This is a genomic window from Bacteroides sp. AF25-38AC (assembly GCF_003602995.1).
Classification (GTDB): Bacteria; Bacteroidota; Bacteroidia; order Bacteroidales; family Bacteroidaceae; genus Bacteroides; species Bacteroides uniformis.
Map to the genome: position 1 here is coordinate 144,132 of NZ_QTMD01000004.1, position 23,731 is coordinate 167,862.

General features: G+C 43.3%; 22 protein-coding genes. 15 read left to right on the forward strand and 7 right to left on the reverse strand.

Translation table 11 applies throughout. The annotated features are described in order from the left end of the window. Positions 1 to 97: 97 nt before the first annotated feature. From DWY55_RS04275 to DWY55_RS04345, 15 genes are all read left to right on the forward strand, one after another. Positions 98 to 1,075 (forward strand): DUF6625 family protein, encoded by a 978-nt coding sequence (locus DWY55_RS04275; RefSeq protein WP_008663050.1) that lies wholly within the window; start codon positions 98 to 100, stop codon positions 1,073 to 1,075. A gap of 17 nt (positions 1,076 to 1,092) precedes the next feature. Continuing rightward, positions 1,093 to 1,938 (forward strand): glycosyltransferase family 8 protein, encoded by an 846-nt coding sequence (locus DWY55_RS04280; protein WP_008663049.1) that lies wholly within the window; start codon positions 1,093 to 1,095, stop codon positions 1,936 to 1,938. Further along, entirely contained in the window at positions 1,935 to 2,666 is a 732-nt protein-coding gene (locus DWY55_RS04285) for a glycosyltransferase family 32 protein (protein WP_008663047.1), read from the forward strand. Before DWY55_RS04280 ends, DWY55_RS04285 begins: the two co-directional genes overlap by 4 nt. A gap of 98 nt (positions 2,667 to 2,764) precedes the next feature. Next, positions 2,765 to 3,196, forward strand: coding sequence for an acyltransferase (locus DWY55_RS04290; protein ID WP_229116665.1), 432 nt, complete (start codon positions 2,765 to 2,767; stop codon positions 3,194 to 3,196). Positions 3,197 to 3,206: 10 nt separating this feature from the next. Further along, positions 3,207 to 4,301: a glycosyltransferase family 4 protein gene (locus DWY55_RS04295; protein ID WP_008663045.1), complete on the forward strand. Its 1,095-nt coding sequence runs from the start codon at positions 3,207 to 3,209 to the stop codon at positions 4,299 to 4,301. Continuing rightward, positions 4,302 to 5,411: a glycosyltransferase family 4 protein gene (locus tag DWY55_RS04300; protein ID WP_229116666.1), complete on the forward strand. Its 1,110-nt coding sequence runs from the start codon at positions 4,302 to 4,304 to the stop codon at positions 5,409 to 5,411. It begins immediately after the preceding gene. Between the two features lie 12 nt (positions 5,412 to 5,423). Further along, entirely contained in the window at positions 5,424 to 6,494 is a 1,071-nt protein-coding gene (locus DWY55_RS04305; protein ID WP_117879108.1) for a glycosyltransferase family 4 protein, read from the forward strand. Next, positions 6,472 to 7,590 (forward strand): glycosyltransferase family 4 protein, encoded by a 1,119-nt coding sequence (locus DWY55_RS04310; RefSeq protein WP_005827975.1) that lies wholly within the window; start codon positions 6,472 to 6,474, stop codon positions 7,588 to 7,590. The genes DWY55_RS04305 and DWY55_RS04310 overlap by 23 nt, the downstream gene beginning before the upstream one ends. Positions 7,591 to 7,626: 36 nt before the next feature. Then, positions 7,627 to 8,727 (forward strand): GDP-L-fucose synthase family protein, encoded by a 1,101-nt coding sequence (locus DWY55_RS04315; RefSeq protein WP_117879109.1) that lies wholly within the window; start codon positions 7,627 to 7,629, stop codon positions 8,725 to 8,727. A gap of 154 nt (positions 8,728 to 8,881) precedes the next feature. Further along, complete coding sequence (locus DWY55_RS04320) at positions 8,882 to 9,601, forward strand: WecB/TagA/CpsF family glycosyltransferase (RefSeq protein WP_117589197.1); 720 nt, start codon at positions 8,882 to 8,884, stop codon at positions 9,599 to 9,601. A 32-nt stretch (positions 9,602 to 9,633) separates the two neighbouring features. Further along, positions 9,634 to 10,740, forward strand: a complete 1,107-nt coding sequence (gene gmd / locus DWY55_RS04325; protein WP_057088219.1) for a GDP-mannose 4,6-dehydratase — start codon at positions 9,634 to 9,636, stop codon at positions 10,738 to 10,740. Continuing rightward, a complete protein-coding gene (locus tag DWY55_RS04330; RefSeq protein ID WP_057088217.1) occupies positions 10,734 to 11,444 on the forward strand; it encodes a YjbH domain-containing protein in 711 nt (236 codons plus the stop codon). Before gmd ends, DWY55_RS04330 begins: the two co-directional genes overlap by 7 nt. Before the next feature lie 41 nt (positions 11,445 to 11,485). Beyond that, entirely contained in the window at positions 11,486 to 12,733 is a 1,248-nt protein-coding gene (locus tag DWY55_RS04335; protein ID WP_117589196.1) for a YjbH domain-containing protein, read from the forward strand. 41 nt (positions 12,734 to 12,774) lie between these two features. Then, on the forward strand, positions 12,775 to 14,079 hold the full coding sequence (locus DWY55_RS04340) for a carboxypeptidase-like regulatory domain-containing protein (RefSeq protein ID WP_181986326.1): 1,305 nt from the start codon (positions 12,775 to 12,777) through the stop codon (positions 14,077 to 14,079). Between the two features lie 39 nt (positions 14,080 to 14,118). Next, positions 14,119 to 14,541 (forward strand): BT0820 family HAD-type phosphatase, encoded by a 423-nt coding sequence (locus tag DWY55_RS04345; RefSeq protein WP_035448084.1) that lies wholly within the window; start codon positions 14,119 to 14,121, stop codon positions 14,539 to 14,541. Positions 14,542 to 14,728: 187 nt separating this feature from the next. Here the strand turns inward: DWY55_RS04345 and DWY55_RS04350 are convergent, their stop codons facing one another. From DWY55_RS04350 to DWY55_RS04380, 7 genes are all read right to left on the reverse strand, one after another. Next, positions 14,729 to 15,490, reverse strand: a complete 762-nt coding sequence (locus tag DWY55_RS04350) for a creatininase family protein (RefSeq protein WP_117589195.1) — start codon at positions 15,488 to 15,490, stop codon at positions 14,729 to 14,731. A 62-nt stretch (positions 15,491 to 15,552) separates the two neighbouring features. After that, positions 15,553 to 16,431: a helix-turn-helix domain-containing protein gene (locus DWY55_RS04355; protein WP_009036861.1), complete on the reverse strand. Its 879-nt coding sequence runs from the start codon at positions 16,429 to 16,431 to the stop codon at positions 15,553 to 15,555. Positions 16,432 to 16,505: 74 nt separating this feature from the next. Then, a complete protein-coding gene (locus tag DWY55_RS04360) occupies positions 16,506 to 18,830 on the reverse strand; it encodes a TonB-dependent receptor (protein ID WP_035448079.1) in 2,325 nt (774 codons plus the stop codon). Positions 18,831 to 18,981: 151 nt separating this feature from the next. Continuing rightward, positions 18,982 to 19,320: a hypothetical protein gene (locus DWY55_RS04365; protein ID WP_005836100.1), complete on the reverse strand. Its 339-nt coding sequence runs from the start codon at positions 19,318 to 19,320 to the stop codon at positions 18,982 to 18,984. A 45-nt stretch (positions 19,321 to 19,365) separates the two neighbouring features. After that, the gene (locus DWY55_RS04370; protein WP_117879111.1) at positions 19,366 to 21,111 is read right to left on the reverse strand and encodes a bifunctional metallophosphatase/5'-nucleotidase; all 1,746 of its coding nucleotides are present in this window, start codon (positions 21,109 to 21,111) and stop codon (positions 19,366 to 19,368) included. 26 nt (positions 21,112 to 21,137) lie between these two features. Continuing rightward, the gene (locus tag DWY55_RS04375; RefSeq protein WP_117879112.1) at positions 21,138 to 23,048 is read right to left on the reverse strand and encodes a sensor histidine kinase; all 1,911 of its coding nucleotides are present in this window, start codon (positions 23,046 to 23,048) and stop codon (positions 21,138 to 21,140) included. Continuing rightward, a complete protein-coding gene (locus DWY55_RS04380) occupies positions 23,041 to 23,604 on the reverse strand; it encodes a hypothetical protein (protein WP_008663017.1) in 564 nt (187 codons plus the stop codon). The genes DWY55_RS04375 and DWY55_RS04380 overlap by 8 nt, the downstream gene beginning before the upstream one ends. Between the last annotated feature and the right edge of the window lie 127 nt (positions 23,605 to 23,731).

The following is a 23,731-nucleotide window of genomic DNA, read 5'->3' on the forward strand; positions in this document are numbered from 1 at the left end:
TGTAGTAGTAGGTAACCCAGAAAAAAAATCCCCAAAATGGTTAAAAACATATCAGCTATTAATATAAAAAGCATGATAGCATAAAAAAGACATAATTATGATACAAAGAACTAAAATTGCGCTTATCATGCCCTATTTTGGCAATTTTCCCAACTATTTCGCTTTATGGGAATGTTCTGCATCCAAAAACAGGGATATTGATTTTTTAGTTTTTACAAATTATCCAAGGGAGAATTCATACAAAAACATCATTTATATACAATGCGAGTTCCATGAAATCAAAAAACGAATAGAACGCGAAATTGGTTTTCCTCCTATGCTAACCAACGCATACAAAATCGTTGACTACAAGCCCTTATACGGATGCATATTTCACGAATATTTAAAAGATTATTCGCACTGGGGATATTGCGATTCAGATGTTATTTTTGGAGATTTAAGTAAGTTTCTAACTGATGCAAGACTAAATACATACGACCGCATATATCAGCACGGACACTTATGCATCTATAAAAATGAGCATAACATAAATTACAGATGGAAAACTGAACATAATTTAATCTCATACAATTATAAAGAAGTATTCAAAGTAAAAGGAGTAAAGATGTTTGATGAACGTGGTGGTATGTGGGACATATGGAAAGAAAACCAATGGAGCCAATATCTGAATGACAAAGAATTTGCTGATATTTTACCCACCAAACATGAATTCACAACCAGTTGGAATAGCAATCCTATGTGTTTCCATTATCAATCCGGTCATTTATACAAATACAAAAATGGAATCAACAAAACAGAATTAGCCTACTTGCATTTACAAAAAAGGAAAATGGAAGTTCAAATAACAAACCATGATGATTTTTTCATAAAGCCCAACTTATTTTGTAGCACTATAGATGCCAGTCCAATATCTATTACTCAAATTAAGCAGCCTATTCGTCCGAATAAATTAAAACGTATAGTTAATATTTGTTTTAACTTTGATGAGATAAGATTCCATATAAAAGTTGCCTTTAGGCGCTTTGTAATGTATATAAAAGGCGAAAACCGGCATATAAAATACGAATTATACTAACACCCTATTACAAAATTATGAATTTTCTTTTTTGCATCAACAACCAATATTGTGATACTATAAAGGTGCTCATTCACTCATTAGTTACACACAATCAAGGGAAACACCATTTCTATTTCATATATAACAACATCAGCGAAAAAAACAAGCAAATTTTGATTGATTACACCCATTCTAAAAAGGGGGGGGGACAGGCAATTTCTTTTCATCAATTCAACAGAAATATAAACGACCTTCCTATAAATGGACAAAATTGGAGTATAGAAATATATTTCAGACTGTTTGCTTGCTATATTCTAAAGGACGTAGAAAAAATTCTATATTTAGATGGAGATGTCATATGTACCGGAGATTTATCTGAATTATACAATATTCCATGTACTATTGCTGCTGTAAAGAATGATAATCAATATGCCTGCAAACGACTTTCAACTGAGGGTGTTACTACATATTATAATTCTGGAGTATTACTATTAAATCTTAAACAATTGAGAAAAATGGATGATGAAAACAATCTCTTAAATGAGATATTTTCATTGAAAGAGAAACTCATATTTCCGGATCAAGATTTCTTAAATATCAAGTATAGGGAAATAATTATACCTATTCCTAAAGTATATAATTACATGATTAGTGTAGCAGAAATAAATCCTAACTATATAAAAGAAAATAGACCAATATTGATACACTATGTTATGGAAAAGCCTTGGAGTATCAAATTCCCATATAAGACAGACCACCCATATTTCAAATGCTTATGGCAACATAACCAAAGAATGAAAGTAATCAAACTTTGGATTTTACACAGATTATATCGTATATATCAACTCACACTAGTGTCAAAGGAAGGAAGACGAATATGATTCCCAAAATAATCCATTATTGTTGGTTTGGAGAAAGTAAAATACCTCCATTAATACAGAAATGTATCAAATCATGGAAAAAACATCTGCCCGATTATGAATTTAAATTATGGAATGAAGAAAACTTTAATGTAAACAGTACCTTATGGACTCAGCACGCATACGAACTAAAAAAATATGCTTTTGTGTCAGATTACGTCAGATTAAAAGCACTTTACGAGTACGGTGGAATTTATCTAGATACAGATATAAAAATACTAAAATCATTTAATCCACTACTTAAAAATGAAGGATTCATCGGGTTTGAAGATGTAAAAGGAAATGTCATTGCATCATGTGTAATTGCTGCAAAGCAATTACACCCTTTCATCCAAGAGTGTATGCAATATTACAACCAAGATTTCACGATAGAAATTATCAATAAGAATGAAGCCAATGTTATAGACATTACACAAAGATTGATAAAAAAAGGTATGCAACTTGGAGGTGGCGAACAAGTAATCAATGAAATGCACATATATCCAAGAGAGTACTTCTGTCCAATGGATTTTTGGGGAAATTGGAATAAAACAGCCAACACATATTGCATACATTTGTTTAACGGCTCTTGGTTGCCTGACAGTGAAATGAAAAAGCTAAATAAACGAAAAACATGGTATTTTAAGCTATGTAAATGGATATATGTGCACATTGGTTTACAAAAGTTAAAAAGCAGTCTAAAGCGATGAAAAATATTGTTCTCGACCTCATATACATAATATTAAACTATTTTGTATGCTATGTGCCATGCTGGCATTTCCGTAAACTATGCTATCAACTATTAGGTATGAAAATAGGTCAAGGCTCTCGAATTTTAATGGGAACAACTATCATCAAACCTTGGAAAATAAAAATAGGAAAAAATTCAATTATCAATGAAAAATGTCATTTAGATGCACGAGGTGGAATTATTATCCACAATAATGTGTCTATTAGCATATATACCGTTCTCATCACAGGAAGTCACAATGCGCAATCGCCCACATTTGAATTCTTAGAAATGCCTATACACATAGAAGATAATGTATGGATAGGTGCACGCTCAATCTTATTGCCTGGAAGTTATTTAAAAACATCATGCTTGATTGGTGCTGGAAGCACTGTGAGAAAAGGAGAATATCAAATTGACGGTTTTTATTCTGGTGTACCAGCTACATATGTAAAACAACGAAACTTAAAAGGACTCTACCAACAACAATGGAATCCTTGGTTTAGATAAATCTAATGGAATGCAAAAGAAAATTCTTATCACATTTTTATTCAAAGAAGGTGCTGGCCCCGTATTTACCTTGGAAATGTCTCGTGGATTGGCTCAAAATGGTTGCGAAATACACGCGTTACTTTCTTCTAAAATATCCAACAGAAAGGATTGGGAAAATGAGAAATCATTCAAAAGTGTAACTTTCATAGAAACGGGCACCCGTAAAACCGCTATCCAAGCAACCTTATCTTTCTTCTTCAATGAGAAATATAAGTTGAAAAGGATGTTTCAAAAAAAAACATTCGATTATATCATCAGTACATTCTATCATCCTTGGAGCACAACGGTATTCAAATGTTTTGAAGCAAGAAAAAAAATAGTTATCTGTCACGACCCTATACATCATTCGGGTGTCGGATTATTGGAAAAATGGATGACTACTCACTACATCAAAACAGCTAGTGATATTATAGTGCTTACGCAAAGTTTTATTCCAATCATTGAAAAACGATTCGGTTATAGCAAAGAACATATTCACTATATGCCACATGGAAGAATGAGTACATATAAGCAACAAAACACAACCGCACCTCAAACCGACTGCAAAAACATTAATTTTCTCTTTTTCGGGCGCATTGAAGAATATAAAGGTCTCCATATCTTAGGAAAAGCCTACAAAAAACTTGTACAATCGTATTCGAACATTTCAATGACGGTGGCGGGAAGTGGAGATTTCAGCAAATACGATTCAATGTTCAAAGAATTGCCACAAGTAGACATTGTCAATCGATATATTGAAGATAAAGAAATAGACAACTATTTCAGTATTCCTAATACAATTTTAGTGCTACCCTATTTAGATGCCAGCCAATCAGGAGTTATTCCCGTTGCCTTGGAATACAAAATACCCATCATCGCCAGTGACGCTGGTGGATTGAAAGAACAAATGAATAATGGTGACTTTGGATTATTTTTTCAACCGGGAAATGCCAATGCACTCATGCAACAGATGGAATACGCCGTTAAGCATCCTGAGTTTTTGGCAATAGAAAAGAAAAAGATGGCTGAATATCTGAAGACCTTGAATTGGGATGTCGTCACTCGGAAGGTAATTCAAATTTAAATGAAAAACAGACAAATGAACATTGGATATATTCATTTAGACTATGGGGAATGGACTACCGGAAGTTATAACATCCAAGAAATCGGATTGGCAAAAGCCTTGGAACAGATGGGACACCAAACAACGATTGTGTACTGGATGTCTACCAAAGACAAGCGATGCGGTACGGAAGTAAACACGACCGCTAATATTAAGAAAGTGTACTTACCCTATAAAAGAAGATTGGTACACCACGTATGGCCTGATTTTTCATTGTTACTAACACTTGGCATCGATGTGTATCACTTGCAAAGCGACAACTTGCTTTGTGTACCGGAAGCCGTGAACTTCTGCCTAAAACACGGTCTGAAACATTATTGCTACGTAGGTACAGTACATAGCTCTTCGCCTAGAGCAATTTCACGCTGGATAATGGACAAGTTAAGCAGCAGAAACTTTTCCGCATTCAGAAAAACAAAAGTCTTTTGTAAAACTCCAGCTGTAGTAAATGAGTTAAAGCAAAAAGGGGTAACAAGTGCAGAATGGGCGCCTGTAGGCTTAGATACGGATATTATTCCATTGGCGACAAGCTCTAAAGAACGACAAAGGGCAGAACTGAAATTACCTGAAGATAAAAGTATCGTATTCTTGGTGTGTGCATTAAGACCGGACAAGCATCCGATGGATATTTTTCCCTTAGCAGAAAGATTAGGAGACAAATACTTATTAGTGCATGCAGGAGCCCTTTGGATGCAAACAGAGGAATATATGGCCAAATTAAAGTCAAGTGAGAAATATAGCAATATATTATTCATAGGGAAACTTCCAAATGAAAAAATCCATGCATATTATGAAGTTGCTGATTATGTGATAAATTTCAACCCCAATGAAATTTTCGGAATGGCAATTCTTGAAGCAATGTACCATAATGTAACAATAGTAGCGCGACATGCACCCGGCCCAGACTGTATCATAGAAAACGGGAGAAGTGGGTTCCTATGCAACTCAGTGGAAGAAATAGCCCAAACAATACTCTCCGGTAAAAAAGTTCAAAATGCACGAAAACGAATCATAGAATATTTTACATGGGAATCAACCGCTAAAAAGTTTTTGGATTATATACAACACTAAAACTACTAATATATGCGTATATTCCACATTATCACTCATTTTGATATAGGAGGGGCAGAAAGAGTAGCTGTCAACATTGCCAAGTCACAAACTACAGGGATGGAATATCATCTTGTGGAAGTAGTACGTGGAAACGGAGAATTCAGCCAGGCTTTCATTAAAGGACTGCATGATTGCGGTATTTGTTTCCACCGTTCGCATATTACAAACAATAAAATCGCTATTTTATTGTTTCCTCTATGGTTTGTATATCTGTCACTAAAATGGAAACCACAAGTAATCCATACACATACAGAAATTCCAGACCTCAGCATATACTTATGGAACAAAATATTCGGTTGGATGTTTCCATCCATAAAATATGTACGAACAATCCACAACACAGAGCTATGGAATCAATGGGCCCAAATAGGCAAAAAAGTTGAATATTTTTATTCTAAAAAGCATGCCAATATAGCCATCAGCGAGTCAACACAACAATGTTATCAGCATATTTATGGAGAGACACCACAAATCATATTCAATGGATTGCAATCTGTAGAACAGAAAAAATTCAACCACATCATAGCGGACAAAATAAATATCTTATTTGCCGGCAGATTGGAATATCAAAAAGGAGTAGATCAGCTGATAGAAGTCGTAAAAGCATTAAAAGACAATCCTAAGTTTTACTTTCACGTTGTGGGAAATGGCTCAATGAAAGAGAAAGTACACAAGGCTTTAGAGCCACTATCTAATGCATCTCTTTATGACAAGATTTTCGGACTGAACCAATACATAGGAGATTTTGATTATTTATTTATGCCCTCAAATCACGAAGGCCTTGCCTTAATGCCTATCGAGGCAAGTTTGGCACACACGCCGACCATTATCAATAGCTGCCCCGGTTTAAAAGACACATTGCCTGAAACATGGCCTTTAAAAGTAAATGACAACAAAGTGGATGATTTTATCAGACTAATTTTATCCTTAGAAGACACAACGTATTATGAGGAATACGCAAGCATAGCATACGGGTATGCGAAAACAAATTTTTCTATAGAAAAAATGCAATTTGAATATGAACAAATCTACAAAATATAGCAAAGTCCTATTTATCCTCCACATGCCTCCACCAGTACATGGTGCATCCATGGTAGGAAAATACATACATGACAGTAAAATTATAAATAATGCCTTTGAATGTCATTATCTAAATCTTGCATTAGCAAAAGATCTGGATGATATTGGTAAAGGAGGAATAAGAAAACTGAAAGAGTTCTATAAGCAACTAAAACAAATTAGGAAACAAACAAAATTAATAGTGCCACAACTTTGTTATGTAACTCCTAACGCAAAAGGTGGTGCTTTCTACAAAGATTTTTTTGTAGTTATGCTTTTAAAAATGATGAGACAAAACATCGTTGTACATTATCACAACAAAGGCATAGCTACCAGACAAAATAGATATTTTGATAATCTATTATATAGCACTTTTTTCAAAAATCTGAAAGTTATTCTATTGATAGAAAATTTATATCAAGACATAAAGAAATACGTAAATTACAAAGACGTTTATATCTGCCCCAATGGAATACCTACCCATGAAAATCTACCTACAGCTCCTCAAAAAGAATTTAACATTCTATTTTTGTCAAATATGATAAAAGAAAAAGGTGTATGGGATTTAGTAGAAGCGTGTGCGATATTACAAAAAAAAGGAAAGCCTATAAAATGCCATTTTGTAGGAAAATGGAGTAATATTACAGAAGATAGGTTTAAAGACGTAATAAACAAACAGAACCTTAAAGAATGTGTATTTGCCCATGGAGCAAAATATGATAATGAAAAAGACGCATTTCTGCAAAAAGCCGATATATTTGTTTTTCCTACCTATTACGATAATGAATGTTTCCCATTGGTGCTATTGGAAGCCATGGAACAAAGCCTCCCCTGCATCAGCACAAACGAGGGAGGAATACCCGGTATCATAGAGGAAGGCAAAACCGGATTTATCGTGGAAAAACATAGTCCGCAACAGCTGGCAGAAAAGATAGAATATTTAATAGACCATCCCATGATATGTGCTGAAATGGGTAAAGCCGGTAAAGAAAAATTTCAAAGGGAATTCACTTTGGAAAAGTTTGAGAACCGGATGAAAGATATTTTAAAAGAATGTATAGCTTCATACAAGAAGTAAATAGAAAAAATTAATTTTATAACTAGGGTATTAGTCATGTTAGAAAAAAATGCAAAGATTTTTATAGCAGGGCATCGTGGTTTAGTAGGTTCCGCCATCTGGAACAACCTGCAACAAAGAGGTTACACAAACTTAGTAGGACGCTCACACAAAGAACTGGATTTGCTGGACGGAACCGCCGTAAAGAAATTCTTCGATGAAGAACGACCGGAAGCGGTGGTACTGGCTGCCGCCCATGTGGGTGGCATTATGGCAAACCTGCAATACCGGGCGGACTTTATCTACCAGAATCTGCAAATCCAGCAGAACGTAATCGGCGAGAGTTTCCGTCACGGAGTAAAGAAGCTGCTCTTCTTGGGAAGCACCTGCATCTACCCGCGTGAAGCTCCGCAGCCCATGAAGGAAGAAGTGCTGCTGACCTCTCCGCTGGAATACACCAACGAGCCGTATGCCATAGCCAAAATAGCCGGGCTGAAGATGTGTGAAAGCTTCAACCTGCAATACGGAACCAATTACATAGCCGTGATGCCTACCAACCTATATGGACCGAACGACAACTTCCACCTGGAAAACAGCCATGTACTGCCTGCCATGATCCGCAAGATTTACCTTGCCAAATGCCTCAACGAAGGGGATTGGGATGCTGTACGCAAAGACATCAACCTGCGTCCAGTGAAAGGGGTAAATGGCAGCTATAGCAACGAGGAGATTCTGGCAGAGCTTGCCAACTTCGGAATAACCCCGGAAGCGGTCACCTTGTGGGGAACCGGCAAACCGTTGCGTGAATTCCTATGGAGCGAAGAAATGGCAGATGCCAGTGTACATGTACTGCTGAATGTAGACTTTAAAGACACATATGCTCCGGACAGTAAAGAAATACGCAACTGCCACATCAATGTGGGCACAGGAAAGGAACTCAGCATAAAGGAAGTGGCTGAAAAGATTATAGCCGAAATAGGATTCAAAGGTGAGCTGCGATGGGATGCCTCGAAACCGGATGGCACACTGCGTAAACTGACGGATGTGACCAAACTGCATAACCTGGGATGGCATCATAAAATAGAAATAGACGAAGGAATACACCGTTTGTACGAATGGTATCTGAAAGGTATCTGCATCAATCATCAGACCAACTAAATTACATTTTTCACATTCCTCTTGTATATTACACACATAATCTTTACATTTGCGCAGTTTTCATACATGATTACATCGTTCTGTTCAAAATACCTTTCCATGTGACAGGCGATAGCGTAGCGTACTCTGCGGAAAATTATCATTCCTTTTATACATGTTGAAGTTAAAGACAATTTCGCTTCTGGGACACAGAAGTGAGCTTGACGCATTGCCCGAAGGCAAACTGCTGATTAACACCATCAATGCGCACTCGTATAACACAGCATTGAAAGATCCTGCCTTTGCAGAAGCTTTGCTGAGGGGAGACGCATTGATTCCGGACGGAGCAAGCATTGTACTGGCATTCAAACTCCTGAGACATGAGAAGATAGAGCGCACAGCGGGATGGGACTTGTTTCTGTACGAAATGGATAAGCTGAACCGGAAAGGAGGAACCTGCTTCTTTCTGGGAAGTAGCGAAGACACCTTGAGGAAAATAAAGGTAAAAGCTGTCCGGTTATATCCCAATATCCGGGTAGAAACCTATTCCCCACCCTACAAGCCGGAATTCACCCAAGAAGACAATCAAGCCATGATAGCCGCCGTAAACCGGGCACAGCCGGATTTGCTCTGGGTGGGCATGACCGCTCCCAAACAAGAGAAATGGACTTATACACACCTGAAAGAACTGGAGGTAAACGGTCCCATCGGTACTATTGGCGCTGTGTTCGACTTCTTTGCCGAAAACGTGCAACGTGCTCCCGTATGGTGGCAGGAACACGGGTTGGAATGGCTGTACCGGCTGATAAAGGAACCCAAAAGAATGTGGAGAAGATATATCATCGGGAACTGCTTATTCTTATGGAATATCACAAAAGAGAAATTTACATCATAACATAAATAAAAACTGATTTTAAAACCCGAATCATGGATAAGAAAATAGCATTGATTTCAGGCATCACCGGTCAGGATGGATCGTTCCTAGCCGAGTTCTTAATTGAAAAAGGATATGAAGTACACGGCATTCTGCGCCGTTCGTCATCGTTCAACACCGGACGCATAGAACATCTCTATCTGGATGAATGGGTACGGGACATGAAGAAGAACCGTCTCGTAAACCTGCACTACGGGGACATGACGGACAGCAGCTCGCTTATCCGCATCATACAGCAGGTACAGCCGGACGAAATCTACAATCTGGCGGCACAAAGCCATGTGAAAGTATCATTCGATGTGCCGGAGTATACTGCGGAAGCAGATGCCGTAGGCACCCTGCGTATGCTGGAAGCAGTACGTATCCTGGGACTGGAGAAAAAAACGAAAATCTATCAGGCTTCGACTTCCGAACTGTTCGGTCTGGTGCAGGAGGTACCACAGAAAGAGACAACCCCGTTCTACCCACGCAGTCCATATGGTGTGGCCAAGCAATATGGCTTCTGGATTACGAAGAATTACCGGGAAAGCTACGGCATGTTCGCCGTAAACGGCATTCTCTTCAACCACGAAAGCGAACGGCGCGGAGAAACCTTCGTGACACGCAAAATTACACTGGCAGCTGCACGTATAGCCCAAGGGTATCAGGACAAGTTATATCTGGGTAACTTGAATTCGCTGCGCGACTGGGGATATGCCAAAGATTACGTGGAGTGCATGTGGCTGATTCTGCAGCACGACACTCCGGAGGATTTTGTCATAGCTACCGGAGAATATCATACCGTACGTGATTTCACTACACTTGCCTTCAATGAAACCGGTGTGGAACTACGTTGGGAAGGAGAAGGCGTGAATGAAAAGGGCATTGATACCAAAACCGGTAAAGTGCTGGTGGAAGTGGATCCCAAATACTTCCGTCCTGCCGAAGTGGAACAACTGCTGGGTGACCCGACCAAAGCCAAGACACTGCTGGGTTGGAATCCACGCAAGACTTCTTTTGAAGAACTGGTGAAAATCATGGTGACACATGACATGGCATTTGTGAAGAAGCTCTATATGAGGGCACAAATGGATGGTGAAAACACTTCCCAGACATGCTGAAAACGAAAATGAGAAAATGGTGCCTGCTCCTACTACTGCTTGGTTGCAGCATGGGAGTGCAGGCCCAATATTCCATGGGCAACACCGGACTGCTGAACATCCCGACAGCAGATATGCAGGAGACCGGTACTTTTATGGGGGGCGGCAATTATCTTCCGAACGGCATGACACCGTTTAACTTCAACACTGGAAATTATTTCGTTAACATCACATTCTTATCCTTCCTGGAATTGAGTTATCGGTGTACGCTACAAAAAGCTAAACGTTACGATGGGAAAGAAGGATATTTCCATCAGGATCGATCTATGACTGCACGTGTACGTCCACTTAAAGAAGGTAAATTTCATCCAAGCTTATTACTTGGTGTAGATGATCCTTTCAAAAATACGGGAATAAACTATTTTGCTACTGTATATGGTGCATTAACTAAAGGGTTCTCTATTGCAAAAGGAGATAGGCTTGCACTGACTGCCGGTTACTATTTCCCACTGAACGACCATAGCATAAAGGATGGTCCCTTCGGAGGCATCAGCTACTCCCCTGCTTTCTGCCGGGAAATGACTGTCATGGCCGAATATGATTCGGAAGGTTTCAATGTGGGAGCCGCCGCCAGATTATGGAGGCATCTCTCCATCCATGTGTTTACCAGAGAATTCAACAGCATATCGGGAGGAATACGGTATGAATGCAGGTTGTTGCACTAAGAGAGAGATAAGGGATGAAGGATTAGGGATTGGAGAGTAGGATGAAAAACAAGAGAAAAAGCGGTTTGAAGTGGATACTGGCAGTATGGTTCTGTAGTATTTCTGCAACGGTGGATGCCCAAGTGACAGAGAGCTTGAAAGCTATCGGAATGGAAAACATCCGATGTGCACAGACACCGGGAATGACCACTGTAAGTTTTGAGAACAACGTATATAGAAGTACCTACACCGGAGTGGGCAAAGCCATAGATGCCTGCTTGGGAAGCAAGACGAAGGGCGATTTGCAATTGGTGGTACTGGAAAACCGGATTCCCAGGCTTTGCATCAATCTGCCGGATACATTGACGGAAGCATACAGAAACGGGGAAATCAACCTGACACAAGTATATCAGCAAATGGGGATTACAGTAGATACGGATCCTGCCATGAAGGCATTGAAAAATGCCGGTCAGGAAGAAGTGCCGTCTGCCTGGAAGATGGATTTGGTGATATACCCCGATTTGTTTTTGGAGAACAATACGTTTGACGAACTGTATACATATGCCATCAACCTGAATCCGGCAGTGGAAATGGCTCTATGGAAAGGTGGGAAAATGACCGCACAAGTGATACTGCCCGTAGCCACCAATCTGAGTGGAGAGATGAAACGGATAAGACCGGGAATCATAGCTCTATCGCAGGATGTACGCTTCAGGCACAACATCTTCGGGAAAATGACGGTGGGTAACTTCACCAACAACAGATATGGTGCACAACTGGAAATAAAATACCGCACCAACAACGGACGTTGGGAACTGGGCGGAACGGCAGGCTCCACCGGTTTCTCCGCCATCACCCGGGAAGACGGCTGGTATATAGGCAGAAAACAGCGTATCAATGCCTCACTGAATGCTTCGTACTACGAACCACGCCTCAACTTGCAGTTCGACTTGAAAGCAGGAAGATATATTTACGGTGATTATGGAGTGAGAGGAGACTGTACGCGGCACTTCGGAGAGTATGCCATCGGCTTGTATGCCCTTTGTACAGACGGAGAGATAAACGGAGGATTTCATTTTGCCATCCCCCTGCCGGGAAAAAAATGGAGTAGAAAAGGATTCTTCAGAGTAAAACCGGCTGACTACTTTGCATGGGCATACGGCATGGTGGCAGATGGAGAGTACATAGAAAAACAACTGGGAAAAAGTTACAGTACACGCCCTAACGAAAACCGAAGCAGCAACTTCTACCAGCCGGACTATATACGCTATTTCCTTATAAAGGAACTGCAAAAAGAAAAATCGAAATAAGTATAATTTAAACAGATTAGTTTTATCAAATGACGAAAATTATGAAAAAGAAAAGTTTATTTTTAGGAGGTGCATTGATGTTTGCAATGACCTTCAGCACAACAGTCCTTACATCTTGCCACGATGACGACAAGAAATATGAAGAAGTGGAAGACCCGCTGAGAAGTCAAACAGCCTACTACATTGCAGGTACCATTACCGATGCCAACGGTCCATTGGCAGGAGCCACCGTAAAAAGCGGCGAATACTCTGCCACAACCGATGCAAAAGGCGTATACTCACTGACTGTGAACAAAACCGGCATCTACACGCTCACCGTAACAGCTGAAGGACATGATGACTACGAGGCCACAGCAGAATTTACAGACGGAACAGCCAACCACAGCCTGATGGTGGTAAATGTAAAAATGTCAACAACCATAGAATTCGGCGAAATGCAGGAGGCTGACGGAAGCACCATTGAGGCTCCGAAAATAGAAAATCCGGAAAAGGAGAATGCCGCCGCCATCAACATACCCACCGGAGGTACGGAAGAAAACACCAAGATTGCAGCCGTCGTGTTTGAAGAGGCACGTGAGGCCAATCCGGCAACTTCCACACAACCGGAAGCATCAAAGGCTTCTGTAAATAACGTAGCCATCAAGACAGAGCCGGCTGACGCTGTTGCCAAGGAAGATATCATCATTGCCATTCCCAATCCGTCGACTGATGCCAACCTGGGCTATTTTGATCCGGAAAACATGGAAGTGGAATCCAGCGAGGCGCCTGCAACCAGAGCCGCTGCTAAAACCGTAGGATTCAACAATAACAATTACATCATTACCATTCCGCAAGGCGAGAAGATAGCCGGCAAATATTCACCTAGAGTGAAATTTACCAAACAAGCTGCCGCCAGTGTAGCAGACGGCTACAACGAAGTGAATGGAAAAGCCGAGGTAATCAAGATTGAGAACAGAGATTACGATGCACTGGAAAACATCATCCTGACCCTTAAAATCAAGAACGGATGGGACTATACCGTTTCTCCGGCTGAAGCGCTGAAAGCTGCAGGAGCATCCGATGCACTGGCCACATACATCAACAACTACATTGAAACTGAAGAGGGAGGTACGAACGGTTCTTATGAAATTGAACAAAAGCTGACTGCAAGTGTCAGTGGCAACCATGTACTGCTGTATGGCAGCAAGCGTATGGTACGCGTGAAAACATATACCTTTAAAGTAGTGGTAGGCAACCAGAGCAAAGACGTAAAAGTAGAGCTGAAAAGCTACACGGGACATCAGGAAGAATATTCAAACAATCCGGTCAGCCAGCACTCTGGCGGCACCACAGGCGGTCAAGGATAATTTTCTCCGCAGTCTGAAACCAATAAAAACTATTCATTTATGACCATAGCCGTTGATTTTGACGGTACCATTGTAGAACACCGCTATCCCCAGATAGGAGAAGAAATTCCCTTTGCCACCGCTACGCTGAAGATGCTGATAAACGAGCGTCACCGGCTGATTTTATGGTCGGTACGTGAAGGGAAGCTCCTGGAGGAAGCTGTGGAATGGTGCAGGGAACGGGGTGTGGAATTCTATGCCGTCAACCGGGACTATCCGGAAGAAGACATCGCACACACCGGTTTTTCACGCAAAGTAAAAGCCGATCTCTTTATCGATGACCGCAACCTAGGTGGACTGCCTGACTGGGGAAGCATCTACCGCATGATACATGACGGAGTGACCTACGAAGAACTGTTCCGCGAAAACAGTGAACCGGTCCGGCAGAAAAAGAAGGGCTTTTGGGCACGTTTGAAAAAATAATATCCGAATGAGATTTTTGACTTATGTCAATTCATAACCCGCAAAAACCTTCTAATTTTGTACTCGAAATAGAGAAAGATTAGTTTTTATAAGAGTAAAGAGATTAGTTTTTAGGGTGCACTAAAAAAATAGGCAATATCCACAATGGTTATTGCCTATTTTTATATATAGCCGGAAGCCAAGTACATCAATACAGACTTCCTTGACCGACTTCCGTAAAGAGCTTCGACAACTTCTCCACCACCGGTTTCATATAACGTTCTCCTTTCTCGGCAGAAGCTTTTTTGGGGTTCCCTACCCCGCTGTCGACTGTAGCCTTATCCCAATGGCGAGGAGCCCAGCCAACCTTTTCATTCAAGGAAGGAATGGCAAACGGTTTGGATTCCCCGTCACCGGCCTCAGCCAAATTCACCAGCTCGGGATGGTAATGCATCATAACGGAAGTCTCAGACTCGCCGGCATGGTCGTCGACAACAGCCTCAAAGTAGTCTTTGGGAGGGACGATGCTGAACCAGTCGACAGCGATAATCAGAAAATCGGGATACACAAACGCCAGGTCACGAATCATTCCCTTGAAGTTGTTGCCGCCATGACCGCTGAGAATAATCAGCTTACGCATGCCTTGTGCATAGAGGGAGGCAACTATGTCTTCCAGAATGGCCTGCTGGGTGGAGTAGCGCGTATGAATGCAGAACGGAAGTTCGCGCTGCCCCGGATTGTGTGCACCGAAAGGTACGGGAGGCATCACCATGCAGCGTACACCGGAATTCTGCAAAGCCAGCGCAGCCGCGTCTACAGCAATGTCATGCGGCAAAATACAATCAGTGAGATAAGGCAGATGCAGATTATGGGGCTCCGTAGCTCCCCACGGCAAGATGACAACGTCATACTTCACTCCTTTCACCTTTCCATAGCAGGAAACAGTAAGGTCAATTTCTCTTTTTTCCATGATAGTTTATTTTGGGGGTAAATCTTTACCGCAAAAATAAACATTATTCCGTCACATTGAACCTATTGCCGGCGATATTCTTTAGGTGACATACCGGTGTGATGCTTGAAATACTTACCAAAGAAGGACTGGTTGGCAAAATGCAGCTCGTCTGCAATTTCCTGAATGCTCAGCTCGGAAGACTTCAACAAGGCTTTGGCTTCCAAAACGACGAGACTGTCAATCCATTCGCCTGCCGTCTTTCCGCTGATTTCCTTCACTACGGTGGAAAGGTGCTTGGCGGTGAGGAACATCTTATCGGCATAATAGGACACACTTCGCTCTTCCTTATAGGACTCTGAAACGGCACGGATAAAGCGTTCGAACAAGTCTTCCTTCCTGCTTTTGGGTATGCGCTCCTGAACGGCATGCCCTTGATAGATGTTGTATATCTCATAGAACAGTGCCAGCAGCAATCCCTGGGTGATTTCCTTACGGAAAGGATTGTCCTTCAGCTTCACCTTGCTCCAGAGGAAAGAGTGATACTCCTGGAATGATTGGGATTCCTCCGGAGTGATGTGGACGAAAGGCCGTTCCTTAATCATGAAGAACATGGGGAAAAGCTGTTGCATGGTGGGTATCACCATATCCATAAAATCTTTTGAGACGGCAATGAAAAGTCCGGCAAAGTCATCGGAGCGTTCTCCTTGCAGAACAATCTGGTCGGGAAGGATAATACCCAACATACCTTCCCGCATTTCACATTGCTGCAAGTTGAGTTCCAGTTTGCACCACCCTTTCAGGCAGACAGTCAGGCAAGCAGCATTCAAACGGGTGGGATAAGAGCTCAAAGACATGTCCTTGATGTCATCAAAAATAGCAAAATCATTGCCGATGAAATCGATCATCGGCAAATGATGTATCTGGGAAATATCTACATTTCGTATTCTCTTAGTATCCATGGTTTTTGTGCTTTGGCGACAAATGTAGGACTATTTTGCGGAATTTAGCTCTAAAAATCCTTAAATGGAAACTTTTAGTTCATTATCTTGAAGCCGACAAAGAAGGTTCTCGGCTGCGTAGGTCCGTAGAAATAGCCCGCATCGCGGAATTCCCCTTTATCCAGGTCTTTCTGGAAACTGTTGAAGATATTCTGTACACCCGTATTCAACTGAAGCTTGATATGGTCGTGAAGCACAAAGGTGTAGTTCAGCTTCACATTCAGGTCCAGGAATTGGGGGGTATGCTCCATGCGGTCCGAGGTGATATTGCAGAAGGCACCCTCGGGAGCATCTTCCGGTGCGTAGTGCGGCACAATCATCTTTCCCGTATAAGTGCCGGAAAGGGAGAAGTCGAAATTCTTCACCGGTGCCGAGGAGAAAGTGAAGTACCCGTAATAGTCCGGTGTACGGGGCATGCGCTTGGTGGTAAGGTCTTTGCCGTCCACCTTTGTCCAGGCTTCTTCATGGGTGTAGCGGCTGCGCTGCGCCGTGAAGCCGAGCTGGAACTGCGCCTCCTTGCCGTGGGCAATCTTCGCATCCAGATTGGCACCGTATACGCGTGCGCCGTTTCCGTTGCGGCGCTCCTTGATGACATCCCCTACTTCGTTCTTGCCGATATCTTCGAGCACAAAGACGTGGCGCAGGTCTGTATAGAAACCCTCCACCAGGATGTTTGCCTGCCAGTGACCCAGATGGGCGGTCCAGTCCACCGAACCGCTGTAACTGTTGGAGCGTTCTTCACTCAGGTTATCGGCGAGTTTGATTTGGACTCCCTTGCCGCCTACTGCCGTCACGTGCAAGTCCTCATCGTATGCCTGCGGAGCGCGGAAACCGGTAGAGTAAGTCAAGCGTGCCTGAAAATCATCTGCCGGCTTGTAGAGCAGGTTGACGCGGGGGCTGAAAATAAGCTTGTCTATCAGGTTGTGTTTGTCCAGGCGGGCGCCGACCAGCATGGTCAGTACGTTCATCTTCCACTCATTCTGCACGAAGGCGCTGGCAATGCGGACATCCTGCTCCATGTCACGATGATAGCCGGTCATGATGTCGTGCAGGGAGTTGTTCTGATATTCCAGTCCGCCGGTGAAGGTGGCGGGGGCAAAGAAGCAGTTGTCCATATTGCCCACATACATGCCGCCGGCAACCCAGGTCAGGTCTTTCGTCTTGCCGTAGGCATTCATGTTCTTTTGGGCACCATAGTAGCTGTTGCGGTCGGTGTGCTGGATGGAGGTGTAAGCCGAAATCTTATGCTTGTACTCTTTCCAGAACAAATCATAACTCACGCCTCCGCTATTGATGATATGCTTGGTCTGCTCGGTGATGTCCGTCTCGTGCGGCTGCAAATCGAATTTGTTGCCTCCGCGACGAAGTTCGTTGGTGGTATGGTATTCCAGATTGATGCGGCTGAAATGCGTAGGACGGTAATAGGCGCGGAAGCCGAAAGTATTCATGTTCAGCTTGCCCAGCTCGGAAAAGCCATCGCCATCGCGGTCGTAGGGGTTGCGGTTGCGGTAACTCTCATAAAAGGCAATGCCGTAAGAGTTATCTTTGGCAACCAGCGACACATTGCCACCCATATATTGCTCCCAGGACTTGCCGTCCATATTGGAGAACATGCTCGATACCTGAAAGGAATTGTTGATGGGGTCTTTGGTTATAATATTGATAGTTCCTCCCACAGCATTGGCCCCAAACAAGGCAGAGCCTCCGCCACGCACCACTTCTACCCGTTCAATCATGTTCACGGGGATTTGCTCCAATCCGTACACACCGCTCAATGCACTGATGATGGGACGGCTGTTTATCAATATCTGCGAATACGGACCTTCCAAGCCATTGATGCGCACCTGGGGGAAACCACAGTTCTGGCAGTTGTTCTCCACACGCAAGCCCGATTGGTAGTTCAGTGTCTTGGCAAGGTCGGTGGAGTTGACCATCTCGAACAATTTGGTACTCATCACATTTACAACTACCGGAGCTGCCTTGCGGCTTACCTCGTTGCGGTTGGCGGATACCACCACTTCATCGGTCATGAAACTCTCCTCTTCCATCGGGAAATGTATGACGGCAGTAAAGTCCTTGCTCACCGTCACCTCCTTCTCTTGGGTCTTGTAACCCACTGCCGACACACGGAGCTTGTATTTTCCCGCCGGAAGCTTGCGGAACTCAAATTGTCCTTCTTCATTGGAAACCGTTCCCTGACCACTGCCGATAATCAAAACCGTGGCATACGGTATATTTTCCTCCGTACCTTTCACTATCACATGGCCGGAAATCATATTGCCTTCTTTTATAGGATTTACGGCAAAAGCTACGCTGGCACTTACCACTGCAAGTACCAACGCCAAAATGTATTGTTTCATCAAATTAGCGCTCTAAATAAAAAAAATAATTCAAGTCTGAAAAAAGATAATCATCCGAGATGCCGCACTTCGTTCACTGAAATGCCGGACTTCGAGACTAAAATGCCTGGTATCTACATACAAAAAATCCAGGCGTTTTTAAACCTAATGACTATGAAAAAAGAGCGGGAGGAGCGCGAAGGGAAAGGGTACGTATCACTTCCCCCTTAACAGTAGGTGTTGCCGGTTTGGCTCTGAGCATGGCCAGCAAAGGACGCATCGGGTGCTGAACCTCATACACATCCACCCCGGAAGAGTAGAATGCCGACAAATGCCCGATGACCAGAAGGGAAGTCTGGGAGTGAGAGTGTGTGCCATGAAAAGGGTGCGAGTGCGTTATCATCACCCCATTCACATAATGGACGTGAGTGAACGCGGTGATGCTTGCCTGGTACATGATAAACAGTACCAGCAAGCTCAATGCGCCTATATTTTTTTTCTTCTGCTTCACGTCCAAAAACTTACATTATAGATTCTGAGCCGCAAAGATAGTGAATTATTCTTTAACTTTGCCAAACAAGAACTCATAATCACGCATGGAAGCCGGAGCCACCCATTCTTCGGGAATAAACTTCCACTGATTCAGCGCACGCGGTTCAATCACCTTCTTTCGCTCGATGTACTGCATCAGATAATAGCGTAAGTCCTTATCCGTAGAGTGGATGATGCGCTCCTTCAATTCATCCTGCGAGATGCCGGAACCCTTTGTCAGCAATTCGCCGCCACCGTTTCCGCGATAAGAATTCACCGCTACCTTATACATTTTATCCATATCGAACGGGGTACCGTCTGCCATACTGAGAATGGCTACCTTCTCCCCATCCGGCTTGGTCACATCCACCGTGTAGATAATACCTGCCGCAGAATCGAAGTTGAAGCTGAAATTCTTGAATGAGGCCCTATCCGTAGCACCTTCGCGGCGCTTCTCACGGAAGAGAAGGATATGGTCGTCCGGAGACTTCATCCGATTGGTCCACAAATCATACGACATCTCCAAGGCATCGCGTATCTCCTTCCCCGTCAGACGCATGGTGTAAAGCATATTTTCGTACTTATACAGATTGAACATATCGTTCACAAAAATGTCTCCTTTACGGATTTCCGTATCATAGGACAAAGGAGCCGCAAAAGAAATATCCGCTCCGCTGATTGCCAACTGCAATTCGTGGATAAGGTCTATAAAAGCGGAAGAACCGAAATAGGCAGGACGTGTGGAGATGGTCTCGGTAAAGGAACCTATCTTCTTGGAAACAAAATTCTGCACAGCTTCATTTTCGGGGGCAAAGCGTTGCATGAACTCTTCGCTGACGCCGTAGTCTTGCGTATCGGACAGTATGCCGTCTATCTTCTTGTCTATAACTTTACCATCACGCAGTTTCAAGGTTATATCCACATTACTCACAACGACACCGTTGCTGGCAGGGTCCATCACCAGTACCGAGTCACCGGCTATGTTGCACACCCTCTTGCATTCGCGCGCATGGTCGTGCCCCATCAGGACAATATCGAATCCCGGCACGTTGCACGCCACTTCCACCGAAGCGTTTTCGCGATACTTGCCTCCCATCAGCTGGGCATCCTGGCCGGCATGGAACATACCGATAACCAAATCAGGCTTTTCCTGCTCACGGATAATCTTCATCCATTTGCGGGCAGTCTCCTCCATATCGTCGAAACGCAGCCCTTTCCACAGATTCTCTGAAAGCCATACGGGGATGGCAGGAGTTATCATACCGAGAACCACAATTTTCACTCCGTCACGTTCCAGCACCTCATAGGGTTTGAAATGGGTTTCTCCGGTAGCAGTATCCACAATATTGGCACCCAATATCGGAAAACGGCAGTCACCTGCCCAACGGTCGAAAACGGTACGGCCGGTCTCTACGTCATGGTTACCCATATTGCCGGCATTATACCCCATGAAATTCATCATCTCCGCTGCCAGATGAGGGGCAACGGTATCTATGTAATTATAATAATAGGCTGTGGGCTGTCCCTGCAGAATGTCGCCATTGTCCAAAAGAATCAAGTTTTCGCCATAAGCCACACGTTCCTTTTGCACCAAAGCATGCACACGTGCCAGACTGCCGGTTGCCTCCCGGCGGCGTATAAAGTCGTAGGGATAGTAGTTGCCGTGTATATCACTGGTCTGTACGACTTTCAGTTTCACCTCTCTTTCCTGCGCAGGCAGTATGCTTGTCAGGACAAAAATCCAGATAAAAAAACAACTAAATCTTTTCATTATATATCCTTATTTCTTGTCGGTTCTTATAAGTTCATAGGATGGGTAAACATAAACCGCGCTCCATCCGTATAGGCAGGATCTATCCAAATCTCGCCGCCCCACTTCTCAACGGTCAGCTTACAGATGGACAAGCCCAAGCCGGTTCCCTGCACATATTCGTTCAGCTTCTCGAAACGTTCGAACACCCGTTTCTGTTTGTCCAATGGAATGCCGCAACCAGTGTCAGTCACCGAGAATACTGCAACATTCCCCGCCGTATCCGGCTCCAGCTTCAAGGTTATCGTACCTTCTTTTGTAAACTTGTCCGCATTGGAAAGCAGATTTATCACAACCTGCTGTAAACGCTGCACATCCGTCCGCATCTCCACTACCTCACGTTCACACTCAAATAAGAATTGATTGGTCGACCTGCGTGCCTGGGCCACGGAAGCTACTACCTGCTGGCATATCTGCACTACATTGCAGCTCTCCAAAGAAAGGATGACGCGGTCGGCCTCCAAACGGGACACATCCAATATGTCATTAATCAACCGAAGCAGCAAATCAGAGTTGGTCCTAATAATCTCGAAATAGCCACGCTGTTCTTCTTCCGAGGCTCCTCCGGCAGACAGCACGTCCGAGAAGCCCACAATCGCATTCAATGGAGTACGGATTTCGTGGCTCATATTGGCAAGGAAAGCACTCTTCAGACGGCTGGATTCTTCGGCACGGTCCTTTGCTTCGCGCAAGGCACCCTCGGATACCTCCAGTTCATCCTTCAACTTCTTTGTATGATAATAAAAGTAAAGGGAAACGAACAAACCGCCCAACAGCACCAACAGAACAGCACCGACCGACCAGATATGATACTTGTACTGTTCGTAGAAAGAAGGGGTTACGTTCAGCATCTTTACCGGCTGCGGAAGGCCGGTGATATTCAGTTTCTTTTCCTTCACAAGTTTACCGTCCAGTATGGTCTCATTCGGAATGATTTCCATATGGGTCTCACTATCCTGAGGGGTGGTCAGCAGGCGGTAGGACTGTCTTGCCATCTCCTTGCCCAAAGCACGGTAGGCAGGAACGACACCTGCCACAGCCCAATATCCCAAGCCTACGGAACTGAGCGAGAAAGTGGGCAAAGTGGGAGCTGCTTCCATCATGGCGTAGGTTGCATTCCGCATGAAGTAACCATCGTTCATGTCCACACGCCATGTCCCCATCAATATAGCTGTATTTTCCGGTAACTCATGCAATCTGTCACAAATAGTATATATGGTATTGACGCGTCCGTCCAGCAGAATCAGGTTTAGTTCCGGGAACTTCTGCATCTCCTTCACTACATAGGCCTGCATGGCAACGCCGCCATAACTGTTGTCTGAGACAAAAGCGATATTCTTGGTGCCGGGATACATCTGCTTTATCATATTGATGTTGGCCTCCACATCATACTCATAAACGAAGCCGGCCTTGATAGGCGAACTGGGGAAATCCGTGAAGAAGTCGACAGATTCGGGCATCCAGGTCTTTAAGTCGACCGTATCGCCCGGCAGCAATATGGCATTACGACTGGACAACGCACTTACGACTGGAGTATTGCCGCATATAGAGTCGGGCAAAGATAGATAGGCTGCCCAAGCTTCCTGCCCTATAAGGACGGTCAGCGCCGGACTGTTATCGCCCCGGTATTTGGACAATAGCTCCGCCATCCTCCGTTCCCAAAGGGGAGATTCGGAGAAGCTTTTGCAGTTCATGTTCTCCAATGCGATGGTGTTTGTCCCGCCCAGACGTTGGAACTCCTCCATAAAGTCTGAGATGTTGCCGGAAGTACGGCCAGCATCCGGGTTATAGGAACTGATAATCAGTATCGGATGCTCCCCCGTAATAGAGAACACTGGTAACAGACAGCAGAATAATGCTATGATACATGACGATATGGTACGAAACACATCAGTCATGAAGGTCATAGTCATTAATGCCATAAAGTATGGCGTAGGACTTTGCTAAATTTGCTTTTTCAAATTTAGCCATAAATGTGGTGTCACTCTCGGCATTGGTATCACGATGTTTTGCTTCGTTAAAGTCATAAATATCCTTCAGGCCTACGGGAACGCCCTCCTCATCAAAGAAGATTGTCGCACAGCCCAAGGCATAATCAAATTCATCATTCTCATAGAAAGAAATGGTTTGGGAATAATAGACCTTTCCTTTAATGATTACCTTCTGTGGGCCATGAAACAGCTTCTCGCTTGCCGCACGCGAGGCAACAGCCGCTTTCGCAATCCGCTCAAAGACTTCTGACGACACGGTCATAGTTTGACCTTTTTTTGTAAAATACCAAAGCAGGCATTGTTTTTCAAAATCGCTATTCACTTTTGCCATGAAATGCTTCAATACCTCCTCAAGGTTTTTGCCGAAATGTGTTTGAGCCTCATTTTCGGCTGCTTTCACTAACGTATTGATAAATGTAGTGAGCATTTTATCTAAAATCGATTGACCTTTAGCTTCTTCCATATTTATTGTTTATTAGTTCGTTATAGTTGACAAACTTCGCAATAATAAATGATTTTTCCAAGAATATGGGGTTTATTTTCGTACGACGATTGTTTTTCGTACTTTTGGCATCCATTATAAAAAGAGA

Excerpts from the sequence above, each read along its gene's own strand:
- DWY55_RS04355 (WP_009036861.1), bottom strand. The coding sequence starts at position 16,431 with ATGGATACTAAGAGAATACGAAATGTAGATATTTCCCAGATACATCAT.
- DWY55_RS04315 (WP_117879109.1), top strand. The coding sequence starts at position 7,627 with ATGTTAGAAAAAAATGCAAAGATTTTTATAGCAGGGCATCGTGGTTTA.
- DWY55_RS04345 (WP_035448084.1), top strand. The coding sequence starts at position 14,119 with ATGACCATAGCCGTTGATTTTGACGGTACCATTGTAGAACACCGCTAT.
- DWY55_RS04290 (WP_229116665.1), top strand. The coding sequence starts at position 2,765 with ATGAAAATAGGTCAAGGCTCTCGAATTTTAATGGGAACAACTATCATC.
- DWY55_RS04360 (WP_035448079.1), bottom strand. The coding sequence starts at position 18,830 with ATGAAACAATACATTTTGGCGTTGGTACTTGCAGTGGTAAGTGCCAGC.
- DWY55_RS04305 (WP_117879108.1), top strand. The coding sequence starts at position 5,424 with ATGCGTATATTCCACATTATCACTCATTTTGATATAGGAGGGGCAGAA.
- DWY55_RS04335 (WP_117589196.1), top strand. The coding sequence starts at position 11,486 with ATGAAAAACAAGAGAAAAAGCGGTTTGAAGTGGATACTGGCAGTATGG.
- DWY55_RS04300 (WP_229116666.1), top strand. The coding sequence starts at position 4,302 with ATGAAAAACAGACAAATGAACATTGGATATATTCATTTAGACTATGGG.
- DWY55_RS04285 (WP_008663047.1), top strand. The coding sequence starts at position 1,935 with ATGATTCCCAAAATAATCCATTATTGTTGGTTTGGAGAAAGTAAAATA.
- DWY55_RS04350 (WP_117589195.1), bottom strand. The coding sequence starts at position 15,490 with ATGGAAAAAAGAGAAATTGACCTTACTGTTTCCTGCTATGGAAAGGTG.
- DWY55_RS04330 (WP_057088217.1), top strand. The coding sequence starts at position 10,734 with ATGCTGAAAACGAAAATGAGAAAATGGTGCCTGCTCCTACTACTGCTT.
- DWY55_RS04370 (WP_117879111.1), bottom strand. The coding sequence starts at position 21,111 with ATGAAAAGATTTAGTTGTTTTTTTATCTGGATTTTTGTCCTGACAAGC.
- DWY55_RS04295 (WP_008663045.1), top strand. The coding sequence starts at position 3,207 with ATGCAAAAGAAAATTCTTATCACATTTTTATTCAAAGAAGGTGCTGGC.
- DWY55_RS04375 (WP_117879112.1), bottom strand. The coding sequence starts at position 23,048 with ATGACTGATGTGTTTCGTACCATATCGTCATGTATCATAGCATTATTC.
- DWY55_RS04320 (WP_117589197.1), top strand. The coding sequence starts at position 8,882 with ATGTTGAAGTTAAAGACAATTTCGCTTCTGGGACACAGAAGTGAGCTT.
- DWY55_RS04280 (WP_008663049.1), top strand. The coding sequence starts at position 1,093 with ATGAATTTTCTTTTTTGCATCAACAACCAATATTGTGATACTATAAAG.
- DWY55_RS04310 (WP_005827975.1), top strand. The coding sequence starts at position 6,472 with ATGAACAAATCTACAAAATATAGCAAAGTCCTATTTATCCTCCACATG.
- DWY55_RS04380 (WP_008663017.1), bottom strand. The coding sequence starts at position 23,604 with ATGGAAGAAGCTAAAGGTCAATCGATTTTAGATAAAATGCTCACTACA.
- gmd (WP_057088219.1), top strand. The coding sequence starts at position 9,634 with ATGGATAAGAAAATAGCATTGATTTCAGGCATCACCGGTCAGGATGGA.
- DWY55_RS04340 (WP_181986326.1), top strand. The coding sequence starts at position 12,775 with ATGAAAAAGAAAAGTTTATTTTTAGGAGGTGCATTGATGTTTGCAATG.
- DWY55_RS04275 (WP_008663050.1), top strand. The coding sequence starts at position 98 with ATGATACAAAGAACTAAAATTGCGCTTATCATGCCCTATTTTGGCAAT.